Genomic DNA, 19,504 nt, shown 5'->3' with positions numbered 1-19,504 from the left:
CCGGACCCGCCGAAAAGGTTGATCCTGCTCATGAGCCAAGCCCCCCTCGTCCTGGTGGACGGTTCGTCTTACCTGTACCGCGCCTTTCATGCACTGCCACCACTGACCACGTCCAAAGGCCTGCCGACCGGTGCGGTCAAAGGCGTGCTGAACATGCTCAAGAGTCTGCGCAAGCAGTACCCGGACAGCCCGTTCGCCGTGGTATTCGACGCCAAAGGCGGGACATTTCGCGATGAGATGTACGCCGAATACAAGGCCAACCGCCCGAGCATGCCCGATGACATGCGCGTGCAGATCGAGCCGCTGCACCAGAGCGTGATCGCCCTCGGCTTCCCGCTGCTGTGCGTGGACGGCGTCGAGGCCGACGACGTGATCGGCACCCTGGCGCGCAGCAGCGCGGCGGCGGACCGCCCGGTGATCATCTCCACCGGTGACAAGGACATGGCGCAATTGGTCGACGGCCACATTACCTTGGTCAATACCATGTCCGGTAGTTCGATGGATGTGGAGGGCGTCAAAGAGAAATTTGGCGTCGCACCGGAGCAGATCATCGATTATCTGGCGCTGATGGGCGATTCCTCCGACAACATTCCGGGCGTGCCGGGCATCGGCCCGAAGACGGCGTCCGGCCTGCTGGTCGGCGTCAACGGCGGTCTGACCGAGCTGTACGCCAACCTCGACATCGTGCCGACCTTGCCGATTCGTGGGGCGAAAACCCTGGTGGCCAAGCTCGAAGAGCACAAGGAGATGGCTTTCCTCTCCTATCAACTGGCAACCATCAAGATCGATGTGCCGCTGGATATCGGCCTCGATGATCTGCAGATGGGTCAGGAAGACCCGGCCAGACTCTACGAGCTCTACACCCTGCTGGAATTCAAGAGCTGGCTCAACGACCTCGATCGCGATGCCAAACGCCTGGAACTGAGTGCGGCTGCCGAACCTGCGCCCGTGCATGATCTGTTCAGCGCCCCACCCGCCGAGGCAGCCGTTGCTCCTGTCGAAGCCGCGTACGAAACCATCCTCGATCAGGCCCGCTTTGACGTCTGGCTGGAAAAACTGCGCAACGCCAAGCTGATCGCCTTCGACAGCGAAACCACCGGCATCGACGCGCAGCGGGCACAACTGGTCGGTCTGTCGTTCGCCGTACAGGCCAACGAAGCCGCCTACATTCCGCTGACCCACTCCTACATCGGCGTACCGGAGCAACTGGATCGCGACACCGTGCTGCGCGCACTCAAGCCGATCCTGGAAGACCCGAACAAGCTCAAGGTCGGCCAGCACGCCAAGTTCGACATGAATATTCTGGCCAACTGCGCCATCGGCGGCGACCAGAACGAAGGCATCAGCGTGCGCGGCATCGCCTTCGACACCATGCTTGAGTCGTACGTGCTCAACTCCACCGCGACCCGTCACGATATGGACAGCCTCGCGCAGAAGTACCTCGACCACACCACGGTGAGCTTTCAGGACATCGCCGGCAAAGGTGCCAAGCAACTGACCTTCGACCAGATCGCCCTGGAACAGGCCGGTCCCTACGCCGCCGAAGATGCCGACATCACCCTGCGTCTGCACCAGGCTCTGTTCGAGAAGCTAAGCGCGATTCCGAGCCTGGCCAGCGTGCTGACCGACATCGAAATCCCGCTGGTACCGGTGCTGGCGCGCATCGAGCGCCAGGGCGCGTTCGTCGATGCCGAGTTGCTCGGGATCCAGAGCATCGAGCTGGGCAACAAAATGGTCGCGCTCGAGCGAGAGGCCTTCGAGATTGCCGGGGAGGAATTCAACCTCGGCTCGCCGAAGCAACTGGGGGTGATCCTCTATGAAAAGCTTGGCCTGCCGGTGCTGAAGAAAACTGCCAAAGGCCAGCCGTCCACCGCTGAAGAAGTGCTGGCGAAACTCGCCGAAGACGATCACCGCTTGCCGAAAGTGCTGATGGAGCACCGTTCGATGAGCAAGCTGAAAAGCACTTACACCGATCGCCTGCCCGAGCAGATCAACCCGCGCACCGGGCGCATCCACACGTCCTATCATCAAGCCGTGGCTTCGACCGGTCGCTTGTCCTCCAGTGATCCGAACCTGCAGAACATCCCGGTGCGCACCGCCGAAGGCCGGCGCATTCGTCAGGCGTTCGTCGCGCCGAAGGGTTACAAACTGCTGGCGGCGGACTACTCGCAAATCGAGTTGCGGATCATGGCGCACCTGTCCCGCGACGAAGGCCTGATGAACGCCTTCCGCAACAACCTCGACGTGCACACCGCGACCGCCGCCGAAGTGTTCAAGGTCGAGCTTGAGCAAGTGACCTCGGACCAGCGCCGCAGCGCCAAGGCGATCAACTTCGGTCTGATCTATGGCATGGGCGCGCAGAAGCTCGGCAAGGACATCGGCGTCGACACCAAGACCGCCAAGGCTTACATCGATACTTACTTCGCCCGTTATCCAGGCGTACGCGAGTACATGGAGCGCACTCGCGCACAGGCGGCCGATCAGGGCTACGTCGAAACGTTCTTCGGTCGTCGCCTGTACCTGCCGGAGATCAACTCGAACAAGCCGCAGGAACGCGCCGCCGCAGAACGCACGGCGATCAACGCGCCGATGCAGGGCACGGCGGCGGACATCATCAAGAAAGCCATGGTCGCCGTGGACAACTGGCTGGCGACGTCGGGGCTGGATGCCCGGGTCATCCTGCAAGTGCACGATGAACTGGTGCTGGAGGTTCGCGAGGATCTGGTCGAGCAGGTCAGCACCGAGATTCGCCTGCACATGAGCGAAGCGGCGAAACTGGACGTGCCGCTGCTGGTGGAAGTCGGCGTCGGCAACAATTGGGATGAGGCGCACTGAGCAGGGTGCAGCGTGGCCGCGACACGGCGTCGCGGCAAGCCCGGGAAACCGGCTTAGACCGATAAATGCTTGAGGCTATTCCAAAGCTTTTTGAAAAAAATCTGAACTAATCTGCCGGTGGAACACTCAGAGGTACTGAATGGCTGGTGAAGCCCTTCGATGCTCCTATGTTGTGTTAAGTGTTGGCAGATATCTGAACCCCGCCCTAGCGGTTCGGAACTTAGACCCCGGAATTCTCCCTCCCCAATGAATCCCGGGGCTTTTTTTGCCTCAAAACTGGCTGTGATGCCGTCATGCCGCGTTAAAAGCACCGCTAAAAATGCTCATTTAGGTCCCCTAAAGTCGAGCGCGACCCCGGCCGTTTTAGCGGTGCTTTTGCCTTGCCTGACAGCACCACAGACAGTTTTGAACTTGTCTTACTCGGCGGCGGCCTCGGTGTTTTTGTCTGCCAGTTCCATCCAGTCGGCCAGTACGGTGTAAGCCTCTTCCAGGCCCATGCGTTTTGGCGCGGAGAAGAGTTGGATGGTGATCGAGTCGCCCCAGCCTTTGCGGATTTCCGACTGTACTTTCAGCAGTGTGTTCTTGGCTGCGCCGTAGGTGAGCTTGTCGGCCTTGGTCAGCAGGATGTGCATCGGCATGCCGGCGGCGACGGCCCAATCGAGCATCAGCAGGTCGAAGTCGGTCATCGGATGGCGGATGTCCATCATCAGAATCAGACCTTTCAAACTCTCCCGACCGCCGAGGTAAGCCTCGAGGTGGCGCTGCCAGTGTTGCTTGAGCGGGATCGGTACTTTTGCATAACCGTAGCCCGGCAGGTCGACCAGACGGCGATCATCGTCTAGCTTGAAGAAGTTCAACAGCTGTGTGCGACCCGGAGTTTTCGAGGTGCGCGCCAGACTGGCGTGGGTCAGGGTGTTCAGCGCGCTGGATTTGCCAGCGTTGGAACGACCGGCAAACGCCACTTCGAAGCCTTCGTCGTCCGGGCATTGGTCGACTTTGGCGGCACTGAGCATGAATGTGGACTGTTGGCACAGGCCGAGGATGGGATTCTTGAGTTGCATGGGATTTCCGATGTGGGCGGCGCCGGGAATGGGCGCGGAACGCGGTGTCGCTTCCGTTTCAGTGACGCCAGTATATAATGCCGCAGATTTTGTGTGTGCTTTGTCCCAGCGAAGGATGAAGTTCACGAGAGCGCCAGACTTTGATTGCGCATTAGAACGCAGAACGCTCTCAACCCTGAAAAGGTCGTTTTATGACGAAATGGCTGCTGGCTGCCGGAGTCTTGGTGCCGCTTTACAGCGCACAGGCTACACAGGATCCGGAAGCTGTGTACAACCGTGTTTGTGGTGCCTGTCATTCCGGCCAACTACCCATGGCGCCCGCAAGAGGCGACCAGGAAGCTTGGACGCCGAGGTTGGCGAAAGGTATGGGGACGCTGGTGCAACACGTGACCCAGGGTTTCAAGGCGATGCCGCCGCGTGGTTTGTGCATGGACTGCAGTGCCGAGGATTACCAGGCCATCATCCTGTGGATGAGCGAGAGTAAGCCCGGTCCATAACTTAACCCTTAGCCGTAGTTGGATTAGCTGATGAACAAATTGATCGTGAGTCTGCTGTTGACCGTGGGAATTTCAGGCGTCGCCCATGCTGCCGGCGATGCCGCAGCAGGCCAGGCCAAAGCCGCCGTGTGCGGGGCCTGCCATGGCCCGGACGGCAACAGCATGGCGCCGAACTTTCCGAAACTGGCAGGTCAGGGTGAACGCTACCTCGACAAGCAATTGCACGACATCAAGTCGGGCAGACGCGTGGTTCTGGAAATGACCGGGCTGCTGACCAACCTGGATGATCAGGATCTGGCCGATATCTCCGCATACTTCGCCAGCCAGAAAGGCAGCGTCGGCGCCGCCGATCCGAAGATCGTCGCGCGCGGTGAAGCGCTGTTCCGTGGCGGCAACCTGGAAAAAGGCCTGCCAGCCTGCACCGGTTGCCACTCGCCGAATGGCGCCGGCAACGCCGCCGCAGGCTTCCCGCATCTGGGTGGCCAGCACGCTCAATACATCGCCAAGCAGCTGACCGATTTCCGCAAGGAAGTCGACGGTCGTGCCAATGACGGTGATGCCATGACCATGCGCACCATCGCGCGCAAGCTGAGCGACGAAGACATCGCTGCGGTTTCCAGCTACATCCAGGGCCTGCACTGAGGCCCTTGTTCGAGTGTTGAGCGAGGCGCGCAACGCCTGCCACGTTAACGCTCGATTAATCCTTCGCAGCAAGTATAAAAAGGGTGGCTTTGGCCGCCCTTTTTTGTGGCCGCTACCGTTACACTACAGCACTCATGCCCGCCAGGATCTGTGTCGAAACAGGTCGAGCGAGGCGACCCAAATTGTCCAGGAGTAAAGCATGCGTAATCTGATCATCAGCGCCGCCCTCGTCGCTGCCAGCCTGTTCGGCTTCACCGCCCAGGCCGCTGAAGCCCCTGCCGCCCCTTATGTCGAACTGGCCAACCCGGTCCCGGTTGCAGTGCCTGGCAAGATCGAAGTGGTCGAGCTGTTCTGGTACGGCTGCCCGCATTGCTACGCCTTTGAACCCGTCATCAACCCGTGGGTTGAAAAACTGCCGTCCGACGTCAACTTCGTCCGCATTCCGGCGATGTTCGGCGGACCGTGGGACGCTCACGGCCAGATGTTCCTGACCCTCGAAGCGATGGGTGTCGAGCACCAGGTTCACGCTGCGGTATTCAACGCGATTCAGAAAGAACACAAGAAGCTCACCGACAAGAACGACATGGCTGACTTCCTCGCCACTCAAGGCGTGGACAAGGACAAGTTCCTCGCCACCTTCGACTCGTTCGCGATCAAAGGTCAGATCAACAAGGCGAAAGAACTGGCCAAGAAGTACGAAATCACCGGCGTGCCAACCATGATCGTCAACGGTAAATACCGCTTCGACATCGGCTCTGCCGGCGGTGCCGAGCAAGCGCTGAAACTGGCTGACGATCTGGTCGCCAAAGAGCGAGCAGCAACCAAGGCGGCTGCCAACTAAGCGCGGCATTCGCCATGCGCCGCTGGAAGTCCGAACGCATCGTTGGCCTGCATGATCCGCAGGTCAACGAGCATCACCTGGCGTCTACGGGCCTGCCCGCAGACCAGCGTCTGCGCTTGCTCAGTTTCAACATTCAGGTCGGCATCAGCACCGAGCGCTATCGGCATTACCTGACCCGCAGCTGGCAGCATCTGCTGCCGCACACCGGGCGTTCCGGCAATCTGCAGAAGATCGGTGACCTGCTCGGCGACTTCGATCTGGTCGCCCTGCAGGAAGTCGATGGCGGCAGCCTGCGTTCGGGCTACGTCAATCAGGTCGAACACCTGGCCCACCTCGGCGCCTTCCCCTACTGGTATCAACAACTCAATCGCAACCTCGGCCGGCTGGCCCAGCACAGCAATGGTGTGCTCAGTCGCCTGAAGCCGTGGGCGATCGAGGATCACCCGCTGCCCGGTCCAAAAGGTCGCGGCGCAATCCTGCTGCGCTTCGGCGAAGGTCCGGAAGCGCTGGTGGTGGTGATGATGCATCTGGCCCTTGGCGCGCGGACGCGCAGCCTGCAACTGGCCTACATTCGTGATTTGATCAGCGGCTACAAGCATCAGGTGCTGATGGGTGACATGAACACCCACGCCAGCGACCTGCTCGAACACTCGCCGTTACGCGATCTCGGCCTGCTGGCCCCGCAGGTGGAAGCGACCTTCCCCAGCTGGCGCCCACAGCGTTGCCTTGATCATATTCTGCTCAGCCCGACCCTGACCCTGGAAAAGGTCGAGGTGCTGGCCCAGCCCATTTCCGATCACCTGCCGGTCGCGGTGGAAATTCGTCTGCCGGGTTCGCTCACGGCCGACGCATTGCCCGCGTTGAGCCCTGCCCCTTGCGGAACCTGTGAATGAGCGACGACGCCCAGCGCTGGAAAGAGAAGTACCTCAAGAGCATCGAACAGCAGGACAAGCTCGAACGCCGCTGGGCCGCGCGACTCGACCTGCTGCGGCGCGGGCTGGTGCGCAGCACGCTGGCGGCCGAAGGCACCGACAAGGCTGTCGATCAGTGCATGAAGGAAATGCGCGAAGTCGTGCGCACCGATGACATGGACGCAGGGCTCGCCGCCCTGCTGCCGCGCCTGGAAAAAGCCGTGCTCGATTCCGAGCAACGCCGCGAAACCCGCATCGATCAGGTCAGTACCGCGCTGACCGCACTGGTCACCCAGTTGCAGGCCCTTCCCTTGCCGCGGGAAGTCGCGCAACCGCTGAAGAAATTTGCCAAACAACTGGACAGCCGCGTCGGTCAGGCGCGGGAAATGCCCCTGCTGCTGAGCGAGCTCAGTGGCTTGCAGGGCAAGGCCTTGAGTCAGCTAGAGACGCCTGCCGAATCGGGCCGGCCGGGGTTGTTGCAGCGTCTGTTTGGCAGTCGCGAGAGTGAGGAAACCACCGCACCCACGGCAGACATTCCAGCACCACCCGTGCCGCAGCCGGTCGAAGCTCAGCAACCCGAACCGCAACCCACGCAAACGGCAGCGGTCACAGACCCTGAACCGGCGATTGATGCTCCCGCCGCGACCGTCGAGACGCCTGTGCAGGTCGCGCCCGAACCGGAAGTCGTCGCGTTCGCGACGCCTGTTGTCACTGTTGAAGCCGAACCAGCGCAGATTGAGCCAGGCGCATCCGCGGCGCCAGGCGCCTCGGCGCAATCGCCCACCACCGAGGCAGTCAATCCCGACGAACTGAGCCACCCCGGCGATCCGGCCGCGTTGATTCTCGACAGCCTGCCTTTGCCCGAGCCGATCGCCCAGGCTTTGGCCGCCATCGACCCGGATCAGCCGGAACACGACATCCTCTTCGCCTTGCCGGACTCGCCGGAGCCGTCCTACAGCTCCGTGGCCAGGCATATCGAAGACACTCTGATCGGCCTGCTCGACGACCTGACCCTGCCCGAGCGTCACCGGCCCCAAGCCGAAGCCATGCGCGAACGGCTGAAGCACGGCTTGAACTGGTACGAATTGCTGCCGATCCTCGACGATCTCGCAACCTTGATGCTGGCGATTACCGACAGCGGTCAACATGAGTTCGAAGCCTATCTGCAACAGCTCAACGAACGCCTCGAAGCGTTTCAGAGCAACCTGCAAGCGGCCAGCGAAGGGCATGCCGACAACAGCTCGGCGGCGCGGGCCATGGATTCGCAGATCCGTGAACAGGTCGACGGCTTGCAGAGCAGCGTCCAGCAAGCAGCCGACCTCGATGACCTCAAGCATGTGCTGGAGAATCATCTGGAAGGCCTGCTCGGCACCATGGATCAGCACCAGAAACAGCGCGACGCCCGCGAGCAGGAAGTCGCCGCCAGACTGAAGAGCCTGTCGGAGCGCGTGGCGCATATGGAACAGGAAGCTCTGGGTTTCCGCGAACATCTCGAGGAGCAGCGGCAGAAAGCCCTGATCGACCCGCTGACCGGCCTGCCCAACCGCGCGGCGTGGAGTGAACGCCTCGAGCATGAAATCCAGCAGTGGCAGCAACACGGCAATACCTTGAGTCTGGCCATGCTCGACCTCGATCACTTCAAGCGCATCAACGACAGCTACGGCCACCTGGCCGGCGATAAAGTCCTGAAGATCATCGCCACGGTGCTGCGCAAACGCCTGCGCGGCTCGGATTTCATTGCTCGCTTCGGCGGCGAAGAGTTCGTGCTGTTACTGCCGGCAACGCCGCCAGCGGCAGGCGCGAAGCTGCTGGAAACCCTGCGTGCGGCGATTGAGGCCTGCCCGTTTCACTTCAAGGGCGAGCGGGTGACCATAACGATTTCCATGGGGCTGGCTTCTTTCAGGGTGGGCGAACACAGCGATCTGGTGCTGAAAAGAGCCGATCAGGCGCTGTATCGGGCGAAAAACGCCGGACGCAACCGCGTGGAGCTGGGCTGAGGCAATTGTTCCATTTTGTTTAAATCCGCCCGCTGGCGGACTCTGGCCAGATCCATACGTTACACTGTTGCATTATTGTCTTTTGCGTATCGTCCTTTGCCATGAAATTCTTTGCCCTGTTTGCCTCGCTGCTCGTCCTCGCTGGTTGCGCCAGCGGCCCGCGCTACGACACCAGCCATCCTTCGACCAATTACGACAGCCGCATCCAGTTCGTCGTGGTGCATTACACCTCGGCATCGCTGGAGCGTTCGCTGCAATTGCTGACCCATGGCGAGGTCAGCAGCCATTACCTGATCGGCGATGACAAGGGCGCCACGATCTATAAGTTGATGGACGAAAACCAGCGCGCCTGGCACGCCGGCGAAAGTCAGTGGCAGGGCCGTACCTGGCTTAACTCCAGCTCCATCGGCATTGAAATCGTCAATCCCGGCTACAAGGACACCCCGACCGGGCGCCTGTGGTACCCGTACAGCGAAGCGCAAATCCAGTCGCTGATCACCCTGCTCAAGGACATCAGCCAACGCAACGGCATCAGTCCCCGACACATCATTGGTCACAGCGACATCGCGCCTCTGCGCAAGCTCGATCCGGGTCCACTGTTCCCGTGGAAACGTCTCGCGGATGAGGGCTTGGGCCTATGGCCGAACGAACAAGCCGTGGCGCGTCAGCAAGCGGTGTTCAACAGCAGTCCACTGCCGGAAATCGGCTGGTTCCAGGCGCAACTCGCCCGGCTGGGCTACGACACGCCGCAGACCGGTGAGCTGGATGTAGCCACCCGCCATGTCCTTGCCGCATTCCAGATGCACTACCGCCCCGCCCGTTTCGACGGCACGCCGGATGCGCAAACGGCCGCACTTCTTTTGGTCCTCAACCAGACAAAATAATGACGCCCGCCCGACGGTCAGGGCGAAATCGCAATCAGCAGCTATAACTCATGGTAATTCTTCGGAAATTCCTTGATGGCTGCTACCCGAGAAACGCTGCGTAGCTGGTTTTATCGCCCCGGTTTTTTGGCGATGATCGCGGCTGTCCTCAGTGCCAGCCTGTTGATCGCCGGCAGTATGTTCGCGGCGATGCGGCAGATGGAGTTGCGCGAGAGCCAGGAAATGAACGCGCAGGGTGAGCGTTTCCTCGCCCGCCTCGAACAATTGTTCGGCCAGTTGCGCGAAAGCCTCGACGATCTCGAAGCCCAGCCCCTGCGCGGCTGCGACGAAGAAATGATCGCGACCTTGCAGCAAGTCACTTTCAACTATCGCTTCGTCTACGAGGCCGCCTACATGGACGCCTCGCGGTTCTGCTCCAATCGTCCGCGTCAGGAAGGCCTGTCGCTGGATCGTGCTCCGGACATCCAGGGCCCGACATACAGTTATTGGCTGAACACCACCACTGAACCTGATGAAAACCGCGCGGCGCTCATGCTCGGTCGCGGCAATTTTCGCGTCGCCACCTCGCGCGGGCATTTGACCGACATGGTCGATCTGTCGCCCGGCAGCAGCCTGCTGGTGGTGCTCGATCACGGCACTCGCGCGATCCCGGTACTTGGCTTTGCACAGGTCTGGCCGCCCACCGAACCCTGGCCACCGAAAAGTCGTGATGCACTGCAGGTGACGCAAACGCGGTTGATCTATCGCATGCCCACCGATAATCCGGAATACCAGCTGGTATTGATTACGCCGCGCACTGGCGTGCATATCCCTGCGGTGTGGTGGTGGCTGTTGCCGGTGTGCCTGATTGCCGGGGCCATTGTCGGGTTTCTGACCTTCCTGCTGGTGCGCCAGCGGCAATCGCTGGATGCCGAGTTGCACGGGGCGATCCGTCGGGGTGAGTTACAGGTGCTGTATCAACCGATCTTCGACCTCGACAGCCGCAACTGCGTCGGCGCCGAAGCCCTGCTGCGCTGGCGGCGCCCGGACGGCACGCTGACCAGCCCCGACCTGTTCATTCCGATGGCCGAGAACACCGGACAGATCCGGCAGATGACCGACTTCGTGTTGCAGCGTTTGCTCGAACAACTGGGCCAGTTATTGCGCGCCAATCCGCAGCTGTATATCTCGGTGAACCTCGCGGCGTGCGATGTCATGGTGCCGCGCATCGGCCAGGTCATGGCGCGCCTGCTGGCGCTGCACCGTGTTGCGGCGCGGCAGATTGCCTTCGAAGTCACCGAGCGCGGCCTGATCGATGTGGTCGTCGCTCGGGAAAACCTGCAAGCCTTGCGCGACGTTGGCCATCAGGTACTGATCGACGACTTCGGCACTGGCTACTGCAGCCTCGCCTACCTGCAGACCCTGCCAGTGGATTGCCTGAAGATCGACAAGGCCTTCATTGATGCGCTGGGCCATGACGCGGCAAGCAGCGGCGTCGCGCCGCACATCATTCACATGGCGCAGGCGCTGGATCTGAAGGTGATTGCTGAAGGCATCGAACTGGAATCCCAGGCGACCTTGCTCAGCAGTGAAGGGGTGAAATTCGGTCAGGGCTGGTTGTTCGCCCATGCGCTGAGCGCCGTGCAGTTCATCGAACTGATCACCCGCGGACGCCGGCTCGCAGGACGGCGTATGGACGACGAAGCCTAAACCGCCAGCGCCATGTAGAACTGGGTGCCCTGCCCCGGCCGCGAATAAACGCCCATGCGTCCGCCGTGTAACTGGACGATTTCCTTGCACAGCGCCAGGCCGAGCCCGGCGCCACCCTTCTTGCGACCGACCTGCACGAACGGCTCAAAGATCCGCCCCTGCTGGCCGTAGGCAATGCCTTCACCGTTGTCTTCGACGCTGATGATCACCCGCTCGCCATGACGACGCGCCTGCAGACGGATCTGCCCATCGCGTGCAGTGTGGCGCAACGCGTTGTCGATCAGGTTGTCGAGGACACGATCGAGTTGCGCCTGATCGGCCTGCAAACGTGGCAACGGCCCTTGAATCTCGACGTTCAGCGCCACACCTTTGGCCGCCGCCGCTTCGGCAAAGCGCAGCTGCGCCTGCTCCAGCAAGTCCTCGATGGAACATGGCGCCAGGGTGAGTTTCTGCAAACCGTTCTGGTAGCGCGAGAAATTGAGCAAGTCGTTGATCAACTGCATCAGGCGCTGCATTTCCTCGTTGACCGTATCCAGCAGGTCAGCCTCGCGCGACTCCGCCGGAAACTTGGCCCGCTCACGAAACAGCCCGAAAGCCATGTGCATGCCCGTCACCGGCGTACGCAATTCATGGGAAGCGCGCAGAACAAATTCGCTGCGAACCCGCTCGAAGGCACGTTGTTCGGTGACGTCGTGCAGCACCATGACCGCGCCGAGAATATGCCCCTGGGTGTGGCTGACCGGCGTCAGGCTATAAGTCAGAAGGCGCGATTCACCATCGACTTCGATACTCAGATCTTCCGGCGCCCGCTCCAGCGTGCCGCCGCGCAGCACCAGTTGCAGTTGTGCATCCAGTTCCGGGCGACCGAGTGCGGTGCCCAAGCCCTGGCCGAGACGATCATCTTCCCAGCCCAACTGACGCTGAGCGACCGGGTTGAGGTGTTCGAGCTGGCCTTGGCGATCGATCATCAACAAACCGTCGTCGATACTGTCGAGCACCGCTTGCAGGCGTTGCTGACCGGCCAACAGCTCGTCGACATTCATCGCCTGGTGTTCGCGCAACGCCTCGGCCATCAGACCGAAGCGCCGCGACAGCAGGTTGACTTCCATGGCGGTGGAAATCGGCAGGGTCACGTCATAGTTACCCTGCCCTATGTTATCGGCAGCCTTGGCCAGCGCTTCGATCGGCGCGCCGAAGCGGCGGGCAATGCCTTGCGCTGTGACAAAACCGATGATCAGCACCGCCAGCCCGACCAGACCGAGCAGCCCGGCGATCAGCAAGGCACGTTCGCGGGCGGCGTGCTGCACCTCGTTGATACTGTCCAGCGCGTGCTTGTGTTCCGCAATCAAACCGTTGCGCAGGATATTGAAGCGCTCGCGGAAATCCGCGCTGGTACTGGCATCCTTCGCCGCTTCGGCGCTGACATCGAAGGAGTCGAGGAAGTTAAGGTAATCGGCCTTGGCCTGGCGGAAACCGTAAGGCTGATCTTCACCCTCCGACTGCTGGGCGATGCCTTGGTCGAGCAACCGGAAGTAATGCTGCTTGGACGCTTCGAAGGCAACGGGGTCGGGCTTTTCCGCGAGCATGATGATCAACTGATCGCCGAGGGTCTGGCGCAATTTGAGGCCCAGATCCAGGGTGACGAAGTTGCTGCGCACCAGCGCTTCCTGCGACCCGGCCATCTGCATCACGCTGACCAGCCCGAGCAGAAGCCCGAGCAAGGCCACGGTGATCAGTGCAGAAATGCTCAGGAACAGGCGCGTGCGCAGCTTGATCGCCAGTTTCATCGCGCAGTGCTCACAGGTTGTACTGCTTGCGTTTGCGATACAGGGTCGAGGCGTCGATGCCGAGGGTTTTCGCCGCTTGATCCAGTGTGCCAGCGGTGGCCAGAACCGCCCCGATGTGCGCTTTCTCCAGCTCATCCAGGCTCAGCGCCGCACCGACCCGTGGCGCGTTGTTGGCCGGTTGTTCGGCCATGCCCAGGTGGCTGATTTCCACGCGCTCCTGCGGGCAGATGATGCTCGCCCGCTCGACCACGTTGCGCAGCTCGCGAATGTTGCCCGGCCAGCGATAACCGAGCAGCGCTTCGCGCGCCTCATCGCTGAAGCCGCGCGCTGGACGCGCGTACTCTTTGACGAAACGTGCGAGGAAGCGATCGGCAAGGGTCAGGATGTCTTCGGCGCGCTCACGCAATGGCGGCAGATGCAGGGTGATGACGTTGAGACGATAGAGCAGATCCTCGCGGAAGCGACCGTCGCGGACCATGTCTTCGAGGTTGAGGTTGGTCGCTGCGAGAATGCGCACATCGGCACGGCGAGTGACCGGGTCGCCCACCCGCTCATATTCCTTGTCTTGGATGAAACGCAGCAACTTGGGTTGCAACGTCAGTGGAAAGTCGCCGATCTCGTCGAGAAACAGCGTGCCACCGTCAGCCTGGTTAACCCGACCGAGCGTGCTTTCGCTGGCCCCGGTGAAGGCGCCACGGCTATGGCCGAACAGCTCGCTTTCCATCAGCTCGGCAGTCAGCGACGGGCAGTTGATGGTCACGCAGGACTTCTTCTCGCGCTTGCTCCAGCCGTGGATTGCACGGGCCAGTTCACCTTTACCGGTGCCGGATTCGCCGAGGATAAGAATGTTGGCGTCAGTGCTCGCGACCTGGCGGGCTGTCTCCAGTACGACCTTCATCGCCGGGCTATGGGAATCGAGGCCGTCTTTCGGTTTGCGGATCTCGCCTTCGAGGGCTTCAAGACGCGCCGACAGCTGCCGCACTTCCAGCTGCTTGGCGGTGGCCAGACGTAGTTGGTCGGGGCTGCACGGTTTGACCAGATAGTCGGCGGCGCCGGCCTGGATGGCATCAACGGCGGTGTCGACCGCCGAATGCGCGGTGACGATCACCACGCGCATCCAAGGCGCCTGAATGCGCATTTGCGCCAGGACGTCGAGACCGTTGTCCTCGCCCAGGCGCAAATCGAGGAAGCACAGGTCGAAGACCTGGCGTTGCAGCAAAGCATCGGCTTGCGCCGCGCTGTTGGCCGTGGCGACCGTATAGCCTTCGTCTTCGAGGCAATAACGAAACGTACGCAGGATGGCGGATTCATCGTCCACCAGCAGAATGCGGCCTTGTTGCTCAGTGGCAGATTCCATTTTTCCTACGCTCCATAGTGATTAGTCTTGGGTTAGTCCCGGAAAAATCGGGCAAGTTGCATGGTTGATTCTGAACGATACCAGCCATAGGAGGGTAGCTCTCTACTGCCATAACGGCCAATTCATTGATTTCGTTGAGTTTTAAAACAGCCAGCGATTTGCAGGGCAGATCCTGCGTCCTCTTCTGACATCTGCGTACCGGTAGCAATTCCATATCATCGAAATTTCCCACGAAATAATCGTGCATTGCGCACGACCGCAGAAGAGCCATCGTGCAGGATGCGTCGCAGGAAATTTCTCAAGCGTACGTAAGCCATTGTTTTTATTGATATTTTCAGACAACAAAAAACTGGCATGCAGGCTGCAATACCTCACTCAGCCCGGGCAGATCAGCACTGCCCCAACCGAACAAGCGTGAGGAACACAGGATGACTCGCCCAACTGCCGCCCAAGTACGTATCTCGCCACTGCAGATCCAGCAAGGTCTGTTCGGCGTACTGGCGTTGTTGATCACCCTGATCGTCTGCCAGCAATACATGAGCTGGGAAAACAGCCGCAAACCCGAGCCACTCATTTCGATGCAGCACAGCACTCAAAAGCACTTCAGTGCCGTGAGCAGCAGCCAGGCCGAAAACGCTTCGATGCACATGATCGATGTAGACCAGGCGCAACCGCTGGACCAACTGCCACGGGAAGAGCGCTGGGTTTTCTAAGTCGTTGAACAGATTCGGACGCCTGAGCGTCGGAAACCGCAAACACCCCTAAATAGAGAAGTAAGGAGAATCACCATGTTGAGCTGGGCAATTACATTCTTGATCATTGCCATCATCGCCGCCGTACTGGGCTTCGGTGGTATCGCGGGCACCGCCACGGGTATCGCCAAGATTCTCTTTGTCGTGTTCCTGGTGATGTTCATCGCTTCCTTCTTCTTTGGCCGTCGCGGCCGAGGTTAACGATGATCGGTCTCAAGACATTGGCCGCCGCCCTGCTTCTGGGCGGCAGTGCCATGGCCATGGCGGCCAATGACGGCCAGGCCCGGGTCAACGAACTGCTCGCTTCCGACGAGCAGTATCGCGAAACCTGGGAAGGTGTGATCAAAAAGGAAGAGCGCGTACCGGAGTGGGTGATCAACCTGTCCGGAACCTCTGAGCAACAGATGAATGCCGTTACGGAAGATGGCGACAAGTATCTGGTCGGTCCGCTCTGCGAGAGTCAGGACAAATGCCTGAATCACCGTTTGATCGTTGCCTTCAGCTTCGACAAGGATGACGCCTACGCCATGCTGGTCGATGTCCCGGAAGGTCTGCCGCAGGACAAGTCGCCAACGCGACACGCGACGTATCGCTTCTTCGGCAAACCTGATCAGGGCATGCAGGATCTGCTGATGGAAACCCTGAAGAAAGATCCCAAGTGGTACTGATGCAGGACGCACAGGATTCTTGAACACGAAAGCAGCGCCCCGCTGCTTTCCATTGCGCCACCCGATGAGGGCCGGTGCATGACCAGGGGGCCGGGACGTTCTGACTGCTACAGGGTCGGAGTGACCTACGGGTACAGGGAGTACCTGCGCAAGGGCCGGGTCAGGGTAAAAGCTGCGCCGCAGGTTCGTCGACCCGATGGTCTGACGAATCTGCGCTGGGCTTTGAATCAGCCAAATCATTGATCCAGCACGCTAATCCTCTTCTTCGAATCGTCGACACTGCGCGGGAAAACATTTCGCGGTGTTTCCTGACGACCGTATATCGACAAAGATCGCGCTCGATTCGTGTGACTTATAGGCTTTCAATTCAGACTTTTTCCGGAAATTTCCGCCGATTCTCGCTGTGCGAAATTTAACCAGCCTACGCTGTAATGGCCGGTTCACGGCACTTATGCCGGCTGAAATGTCACAATCGAACCGCTTGGGACGCCAGTTTCAATTGAAAAAGCTCATGCCGATTCGGCATAGGGCAGGCGTTTACGGCATTAGACGGCGCCACCTTGCATCGGAATAGTTGCGCCTTTTTTCGCCTGCCGAAGAGCCGTAAATACGCACTTCGGGGCACCTTATACGGAGGCAGATGCACAGACTTTTCCGCTGATGAGCGTTCCAGTTCCTGCATGTGCCTGAGTCAAACGCAAGTAAGGGTAAAGATAATGAAGAAGGCAAAAATCAGCCTCGCCTGGCAGATCCTGATAGGTCTGGTTCTGGGGATTGCACTGGGTGCGTTGCTCAACCACTTCAGCGCCGAGAAGGCCTGGTGGATCAGCAACGTCCTGCAACCGGCAGGCGATATCTTTATCCGTCTGATCAAGATGATCGTCATCCCGATCGTCATTTCTTCTCTGATCGTCGGCATCGCCGGCGTGGGCGACGCCAAGAAGCTCGGGCGTATCGGCCTGAAGACCATCATCTATTTCGAAATCGTCACCACCATCGCCATCGTGGTCGGCCTGGCGCTGGCCAACGTGTTCCACCCGGGCACCGGCATCGACATGAGCACTCTGGGCACGGTCGATATCTCGAAGTACCAGGCGACCGCCGCTGAAGTGCAGCATGAACATGCGTTCATCGAGACCATCCTCAACCTGATCCCGTCGAACATCTTCGCAGCCATGGCCCGCGGCGAAATGCTGCCGATCATCTTCTTCTCCGTTCTTTTCGGTCTCGGCCTGTCGAGCCTGCAGTCGGACCTGCGCGAGCCTCTGGTGAAGATGTTCCAGGGCGTCTCGGAAAGCATGTTCAAAGTCACCCACATGATCATGAACTACGCCCCTATCGGCGTGTTCGCCCTGATCGCGGTGACTGTCGCCAACTTCGGCTTCGCCTCGCTGCTGCCGCTGGCGAAACTGGTGATCCTGGTTTACGTCGCCATCGCCTTCTTCGCCTTCGTGGTGCTGGGCCTGATCGCCAAGCTGTTCGGCTTCTCGGTGCTCAAGCTGATGCGCATCTTCAAGGATGAGCTGGTGCTGGCCTACTCCACCGCTTCCTCGGAAACCGTGCTGCCACGGGTGATCGAGAAAATGGAAGCCTACGGCGCGCCGAAAGCCATCTGCAGCTTCGTGGTGCCGACCGGTTACTCGTTCAACCTCGACGGCTCGACCCTGTACCAGTCGATCGCGGCGATCTTCATTGCCCAGCTGTACGGCATCGACCTGTCGATCAGCCAGCAACTGCTGCTGGTGCTGACCCTGATGGTCACCTCCAAAGGCATCGCCGGTGTACCGGGCGTGTCCTTCGTGGTGCTGCTGGCGACGCTGGGCAGCGTCGGCATTCCGCTGGAAGGCCTGGCGTTCATCGCCGGTGTCGACCGCATCATGGACATGGCGCGTACCGCACTGAATGTGATCGGTAATGCCCTGGCGGTGCTGGTTATCGCGCGCTGGGAAGGCATGTACGACGACGCCAAGGGCGAGCGCTACTGGAACTCCCTGCCGCACTGGCGCAGCAAGGAAAAACTGCCAACTGGCGAAATTTCCAAGAACTGACACAAAAACCCTGTAGGAGTGAGCCTGCTCGCGATGGCGGTGTATCAAACAACAGAGATGTTGAATGTGCCGCCCTCATCGCGAGCAGGCTCACTCCTACAGTGGACCGAGTCAGCCATACAAACCCCGGAGCAATCCGGGGTTTGTCGTTTCTGGCGACCCCGCTATCATTCGCCGCATTCTTCGGGGGATTTGACTGATGCTTAATGGCCTGTGGCTTGGCTTCTTCATCGTGGCAGCCGTGTCGGCGCTGGCGCAGTGGCTGATCGGCGGCAATGCCGGGATCTTCGCGGCGATGGTGGAGAGCATTTTCGCCATGGCCAAGCTCTCGGTCGAAGTCATGGTGCTGCTGTTCGGCACCCTGACCCTATGGCTGGGCTTTCTGCGCATAGCCGAGAAAGCCGGGATCGTCGAATGGCTGGCCAAGGTGCTCGGCCCGCTATTCCTGCGGCTGATGCCGGAAGTCCCCGCCGGCCACCCTGCCCTTGGCTTGATCACGCTGAACTTCGCTGCCAATGGCCTCGGCCTGGACAACGCCGCCACGCCGATCGGCCTCAAAGCCATGAAAGCGCTGCAGGAGCTCAACCCCAGCGCCACCATCGCCAGTAACGCGCAGATCCTGTTCCTGGTGCTCAATGCCTCGTCGCTGACCCTGCTGCCCGTGACCATCTTCATGTACCGCGCCCAACAAGGCGCGCCGGACCCAACCCTGGTGTTCCTGCCGATTCTGCTGGCGACCAGTTGCTCGACCATCGTCGGTTTTCTCTCCGTGGCCTTCATGCAACGGCTACGGATCTGGGACCCGGTGGTGCTGGCCTATCTGGTGCCCGGCGCCCTGATCCTCGGCGGCTTCATGGCGCTGCTCGGCACGCTTTCTGCCACTGCGCTGGCGGGATTGTCGTCGATCCTCGGCAATCTCACGCTGTTCGGCCTGATCATGCTGTTTCTGCTGATCGGTGCAATGCGCAAGGTCAAGGTTTACGAAGCGTTTGTCGAAGGCGCGAAAGAAGGCTTCGATGTGGCGAAAAATCTTTTGCCCTATCTGGTCGCGATGCTATGTGCGGTTGGCGTACTGCGCGCCTCTGGAGCGCTGGATTTTGGCCTGGACGGCATTCGCCATCTGGTCGAGTGGGCCGGTTGGGACACGCGCTTCGTCGACGCATTGCCGACGGCGATGGTCAAACCGTTTTCCGGCAGCGCCGCGCGGGCAATGCTCATTGAAACCATGAAGACCTCAGGCGTCGACAGCTTCCCGGCACTGGTCGCCGCAACGATTCAGGGCAGTACCGAGACCACGTTCTATGTGCTGGCGGTGTACTTCGGCGCGGTGGGGATTCAGCGGGCGAGGCATGCGGTGGGCTGCGCGTTGCTGGCGGAGTTTGCTGGTGTGGTCGGCGCCATCGGGGTCTGCTACTGGTTCTTCGGCTGATCACAGATCCACTGTAGGAGTGAGCCTGCTCGCGATAGCGGTTTTTCAGTCGCCATCATCGGTGATTGAAAAACCGCTATCGCGAGCAGGCTCACTCCTACAGGGG

The 19,504-nt window shown here is 60.4% G+C and carries 16 protein-coding genes; 13 read left to right on the top strand and 3 right to left on the bottom strand.

The genetic code is table 11. The features are described 5' to 3' along the window. Positions 1–30: 30 nt before the first annotated feature. Positions 31–2,835: a DNA polymerase I gene (gene polA, locus BLU71_RS22345; protein WP_083353909.1), complete on the top strand. Its 2,805-nt coding sequence runs from the start codon at positions 31–33 to the stop codon at positions 2,833–2,835. Positions 2,836–3,251: 416 nt separating this feature from the next. On the opposite strand, the gene yihA is transcribed toward polA, so the two are convergent. Continuing rightward, positions 3,252–3,896 carry a ribosome biogenesis GTP-binding protein YihA/YsxC gene (yihA, locus tag BLU71_RS22340; RefSeq protein ID WP_056791221.1) on the bottom strand — a complete coding sequence of 215 codons (645 nt, stop codon included), beginning with the start codon at positions 3,894–3,896 and terminating at the stop codon, positions 3,252–3,254. 191 nt (positions 3,897–4,087) lie between these two features. Between yihA and BLU71_RS22335 the strand changes: the two genes are divergently transcribed. The 7 genes from BLU71_RS22335 to BLU71_RS22300 all read left to right on the top strand — a co-directional run bounded on the left by BLU71_RS22335 (position 4,088) and on the right by BLU71_RS22300 (position 11,357). After that, positions 4,088–4,393, top strand: coding sequence for a c-type cytochrome (locus BLU71_RS22335; protein ID WP_039757140.1), 306 nt, complete (start codon positions 4,088–4,090; stop codon positions 4,391–4,393). Between the two features lie 30 nt (positions 4,394–4,423). Next, positions 4,424–5,035 carry a c-type cytochrome gene (locus BLU71_RS22330; RefSeq protein ID WP_083353908.1) on the top strand — a complete coding sequence of 204 codons (612 nt, stop codon included), beginning with the start codon at positions 4,424–4,426 and terminating at the stop codon, positions 5,033–5,035. A gap of 199 nt (positions 5,036–5,234) precedes the next feature. Then, complete coding sequence (locus BLU71_RS22320) at positions 5,235–5,876, top strand: thiol:disulfide interchange protein DsbA/DsbL (RefSeq protein WP_064365235.1); 642 nt, start codon at positions 5,235–5,237, stop codon at positions 5,874–5,876. A 14-nt stretch (positions 5,877–5,890) separates the two neighbouring features. Then, positions 5,891–6,769 carry an endonuclease/exonuclease/phosphatase family protein gene (locus BLU71_RS22315; protein WP_083353907.1) on the top strand — a complete coding sequence of 293 codons (879 nt, stop codon included), beginning with the start codon at positions 5,891–5,893 and terminating at the stop codon, positions 6,767–6,769. Then, positions 6,766–8,784 carry a diguanylate cyclase gene (locus BLU71_RS22310; RefSeq protein ID WP_083353906.1) on the top strand — a complete coding sequence of 673 codons (2,019 nt, stop codon included), beginning with the start codon at positions 6,766–6,768 and terminating at the stop codon, positions 8,782–8,784. Before BLU71_RS22315 ends, BLU71_RS22310 begins: the two co-directional genes overlap by 4 nt. Positions 8,785–8,885: 101 nt before the next feature. Then, positions 8,886–9,668, top strand: coding sequence for an N-acetylmuramoyl-L-alanine amidase (locus BLU71_RS22305; protein ID WP_042608289.1), 783 nt, complete (start codon positions 8,886–8,888; stop codon positions 9,666–9,668). A gap of 75 nt (positions 9,669–9,743) precedes the next feature. Further along, positions 9,744–11,357, top strand: coding sequence for an EAL domain-containing protein (locus BLU71_RS22300; RefSeq protein ID WP_064365233.1), 1,614 nt, complete (start codon positions 9,744–9,746; stop codon positions 11,355–11,357). On the opposite strand, the gene BLU71_RS22295 is transcribed toward BLU71_RS22300, so the two are convergent. Both BLU71_RS22295 and algB read right to left on the bottom strand, forming a co-directional pair. Beyond that, positions 11,354–13,144, bottom strand: a complete 1,791-nt coding sequence (locus BLU71_RS22295; RefSeq protein ID WP_083353905.1) for an ATP-binding protein — start codon at positions 13,142–13,144, stop codon at positions 11,354–11,356. The two genes, BLU71_RS22300 and BLU71_RS22295, sit on opposite strands and share 4 nt — an antisense overlap. 10 nt (positions 13,145–13,154) lie before the next feature. Further along, the gene (algB, locus tag BLU71_RS22290) at positions 13,155–14,501 is read right to left on the bottom strand and encodes a sigma-54-dependent response regulator transcription factor AlgB (RefSeq protein ID WP_024014980.1); all 1,347 of its coding nucleotides are present in this window, start codon (positions 14,499–14,501) and stop codon (positions 13,155–13,157) included. A 428-nt stretch (positions 14,502–14,929) separates the two neighbouring features. Between algB and BLU71_RS22285 the strand changes: the two genes are divergently transcribed. From BLU71_RS22285 to BLU71_RS22265, 5 genes are all read left to right on the top strand, one after another. Further along, the gene (locus tag BLU71_RS22285; protein ID WP_039757148.1) at positions 14,930–15,214 is read left to right on the top strand and encodes a hypothetical protein; all 285 of its coding nucleotides are present in this window, start codon (positions 14,930–14,932) and stop codon (positions 15,212–15,214) included. Between the two features lie 75 nt (positions 15,215–15,289). Beyond that, a complete protein-coding gene (locus BLU71_RS22280) occupies positions 15,290–15,454 on the top strand; it encodes a DUF1328 domain-containing protein (RefSeq protein ID WP_003177151.1) in 165 nt (54 codons plus the stop codon). Positions 15,455–15,456: 2 nt separating this feature from the next. Further along, the gene (locus BLU71_RS22275) at positions 15,457–15,921 is read left to right on the top strand and encodes an inhibitor of vertebrate lysozyme family protein (protein WP_042608286.1); all 465 of its coding nucleotides are present in this window, start codon (positions 15,457–15,459) and stop codon (positions 15,919–15,921) included. Between the two features lie 716 nt (positions 15,922–16,637). Beyond that, positions 16,638–17,969: a glutamate/aspartate:proton symporter GltP gene (gltP, locus tag BLU71_RS22270; protein ID WP_083353904.1), complete on the top strand. Its 1,332-nt coding sequence runs from the start codon at positions 16,638–16,640 to the stop codon at positions 17,967–17,969. A gap of 199 nt (positions 17,970–18,168) precedes the next feature. Further along, positions 18,169–19,398, top strand: a complete 1,230-nt coding sequence (locus BLU71_RS22265) for a nucleoside recognition domain-containing protein (protein ID WP_042608285.1) — start codon at positions 18,169–18,171, stop codon at positions 19,396–19,398. Positions 19,399–19,504 lie beyond the last annotated feature (106 nt).

It is taken from the genome of Pseudomonas moraviensis (genome assembly GCF_900105805.1).
GTDB lineage: Bacteria > Pseudomonadota > Gammaproteobacteria > Pseudomonadales > Pseudomonadaceae > Aquipseudomonas > Aquipseudomonas moraviensis_A.
This window is presented reverse-complemented; position numbering and strand designations above follow the sequence as displayed.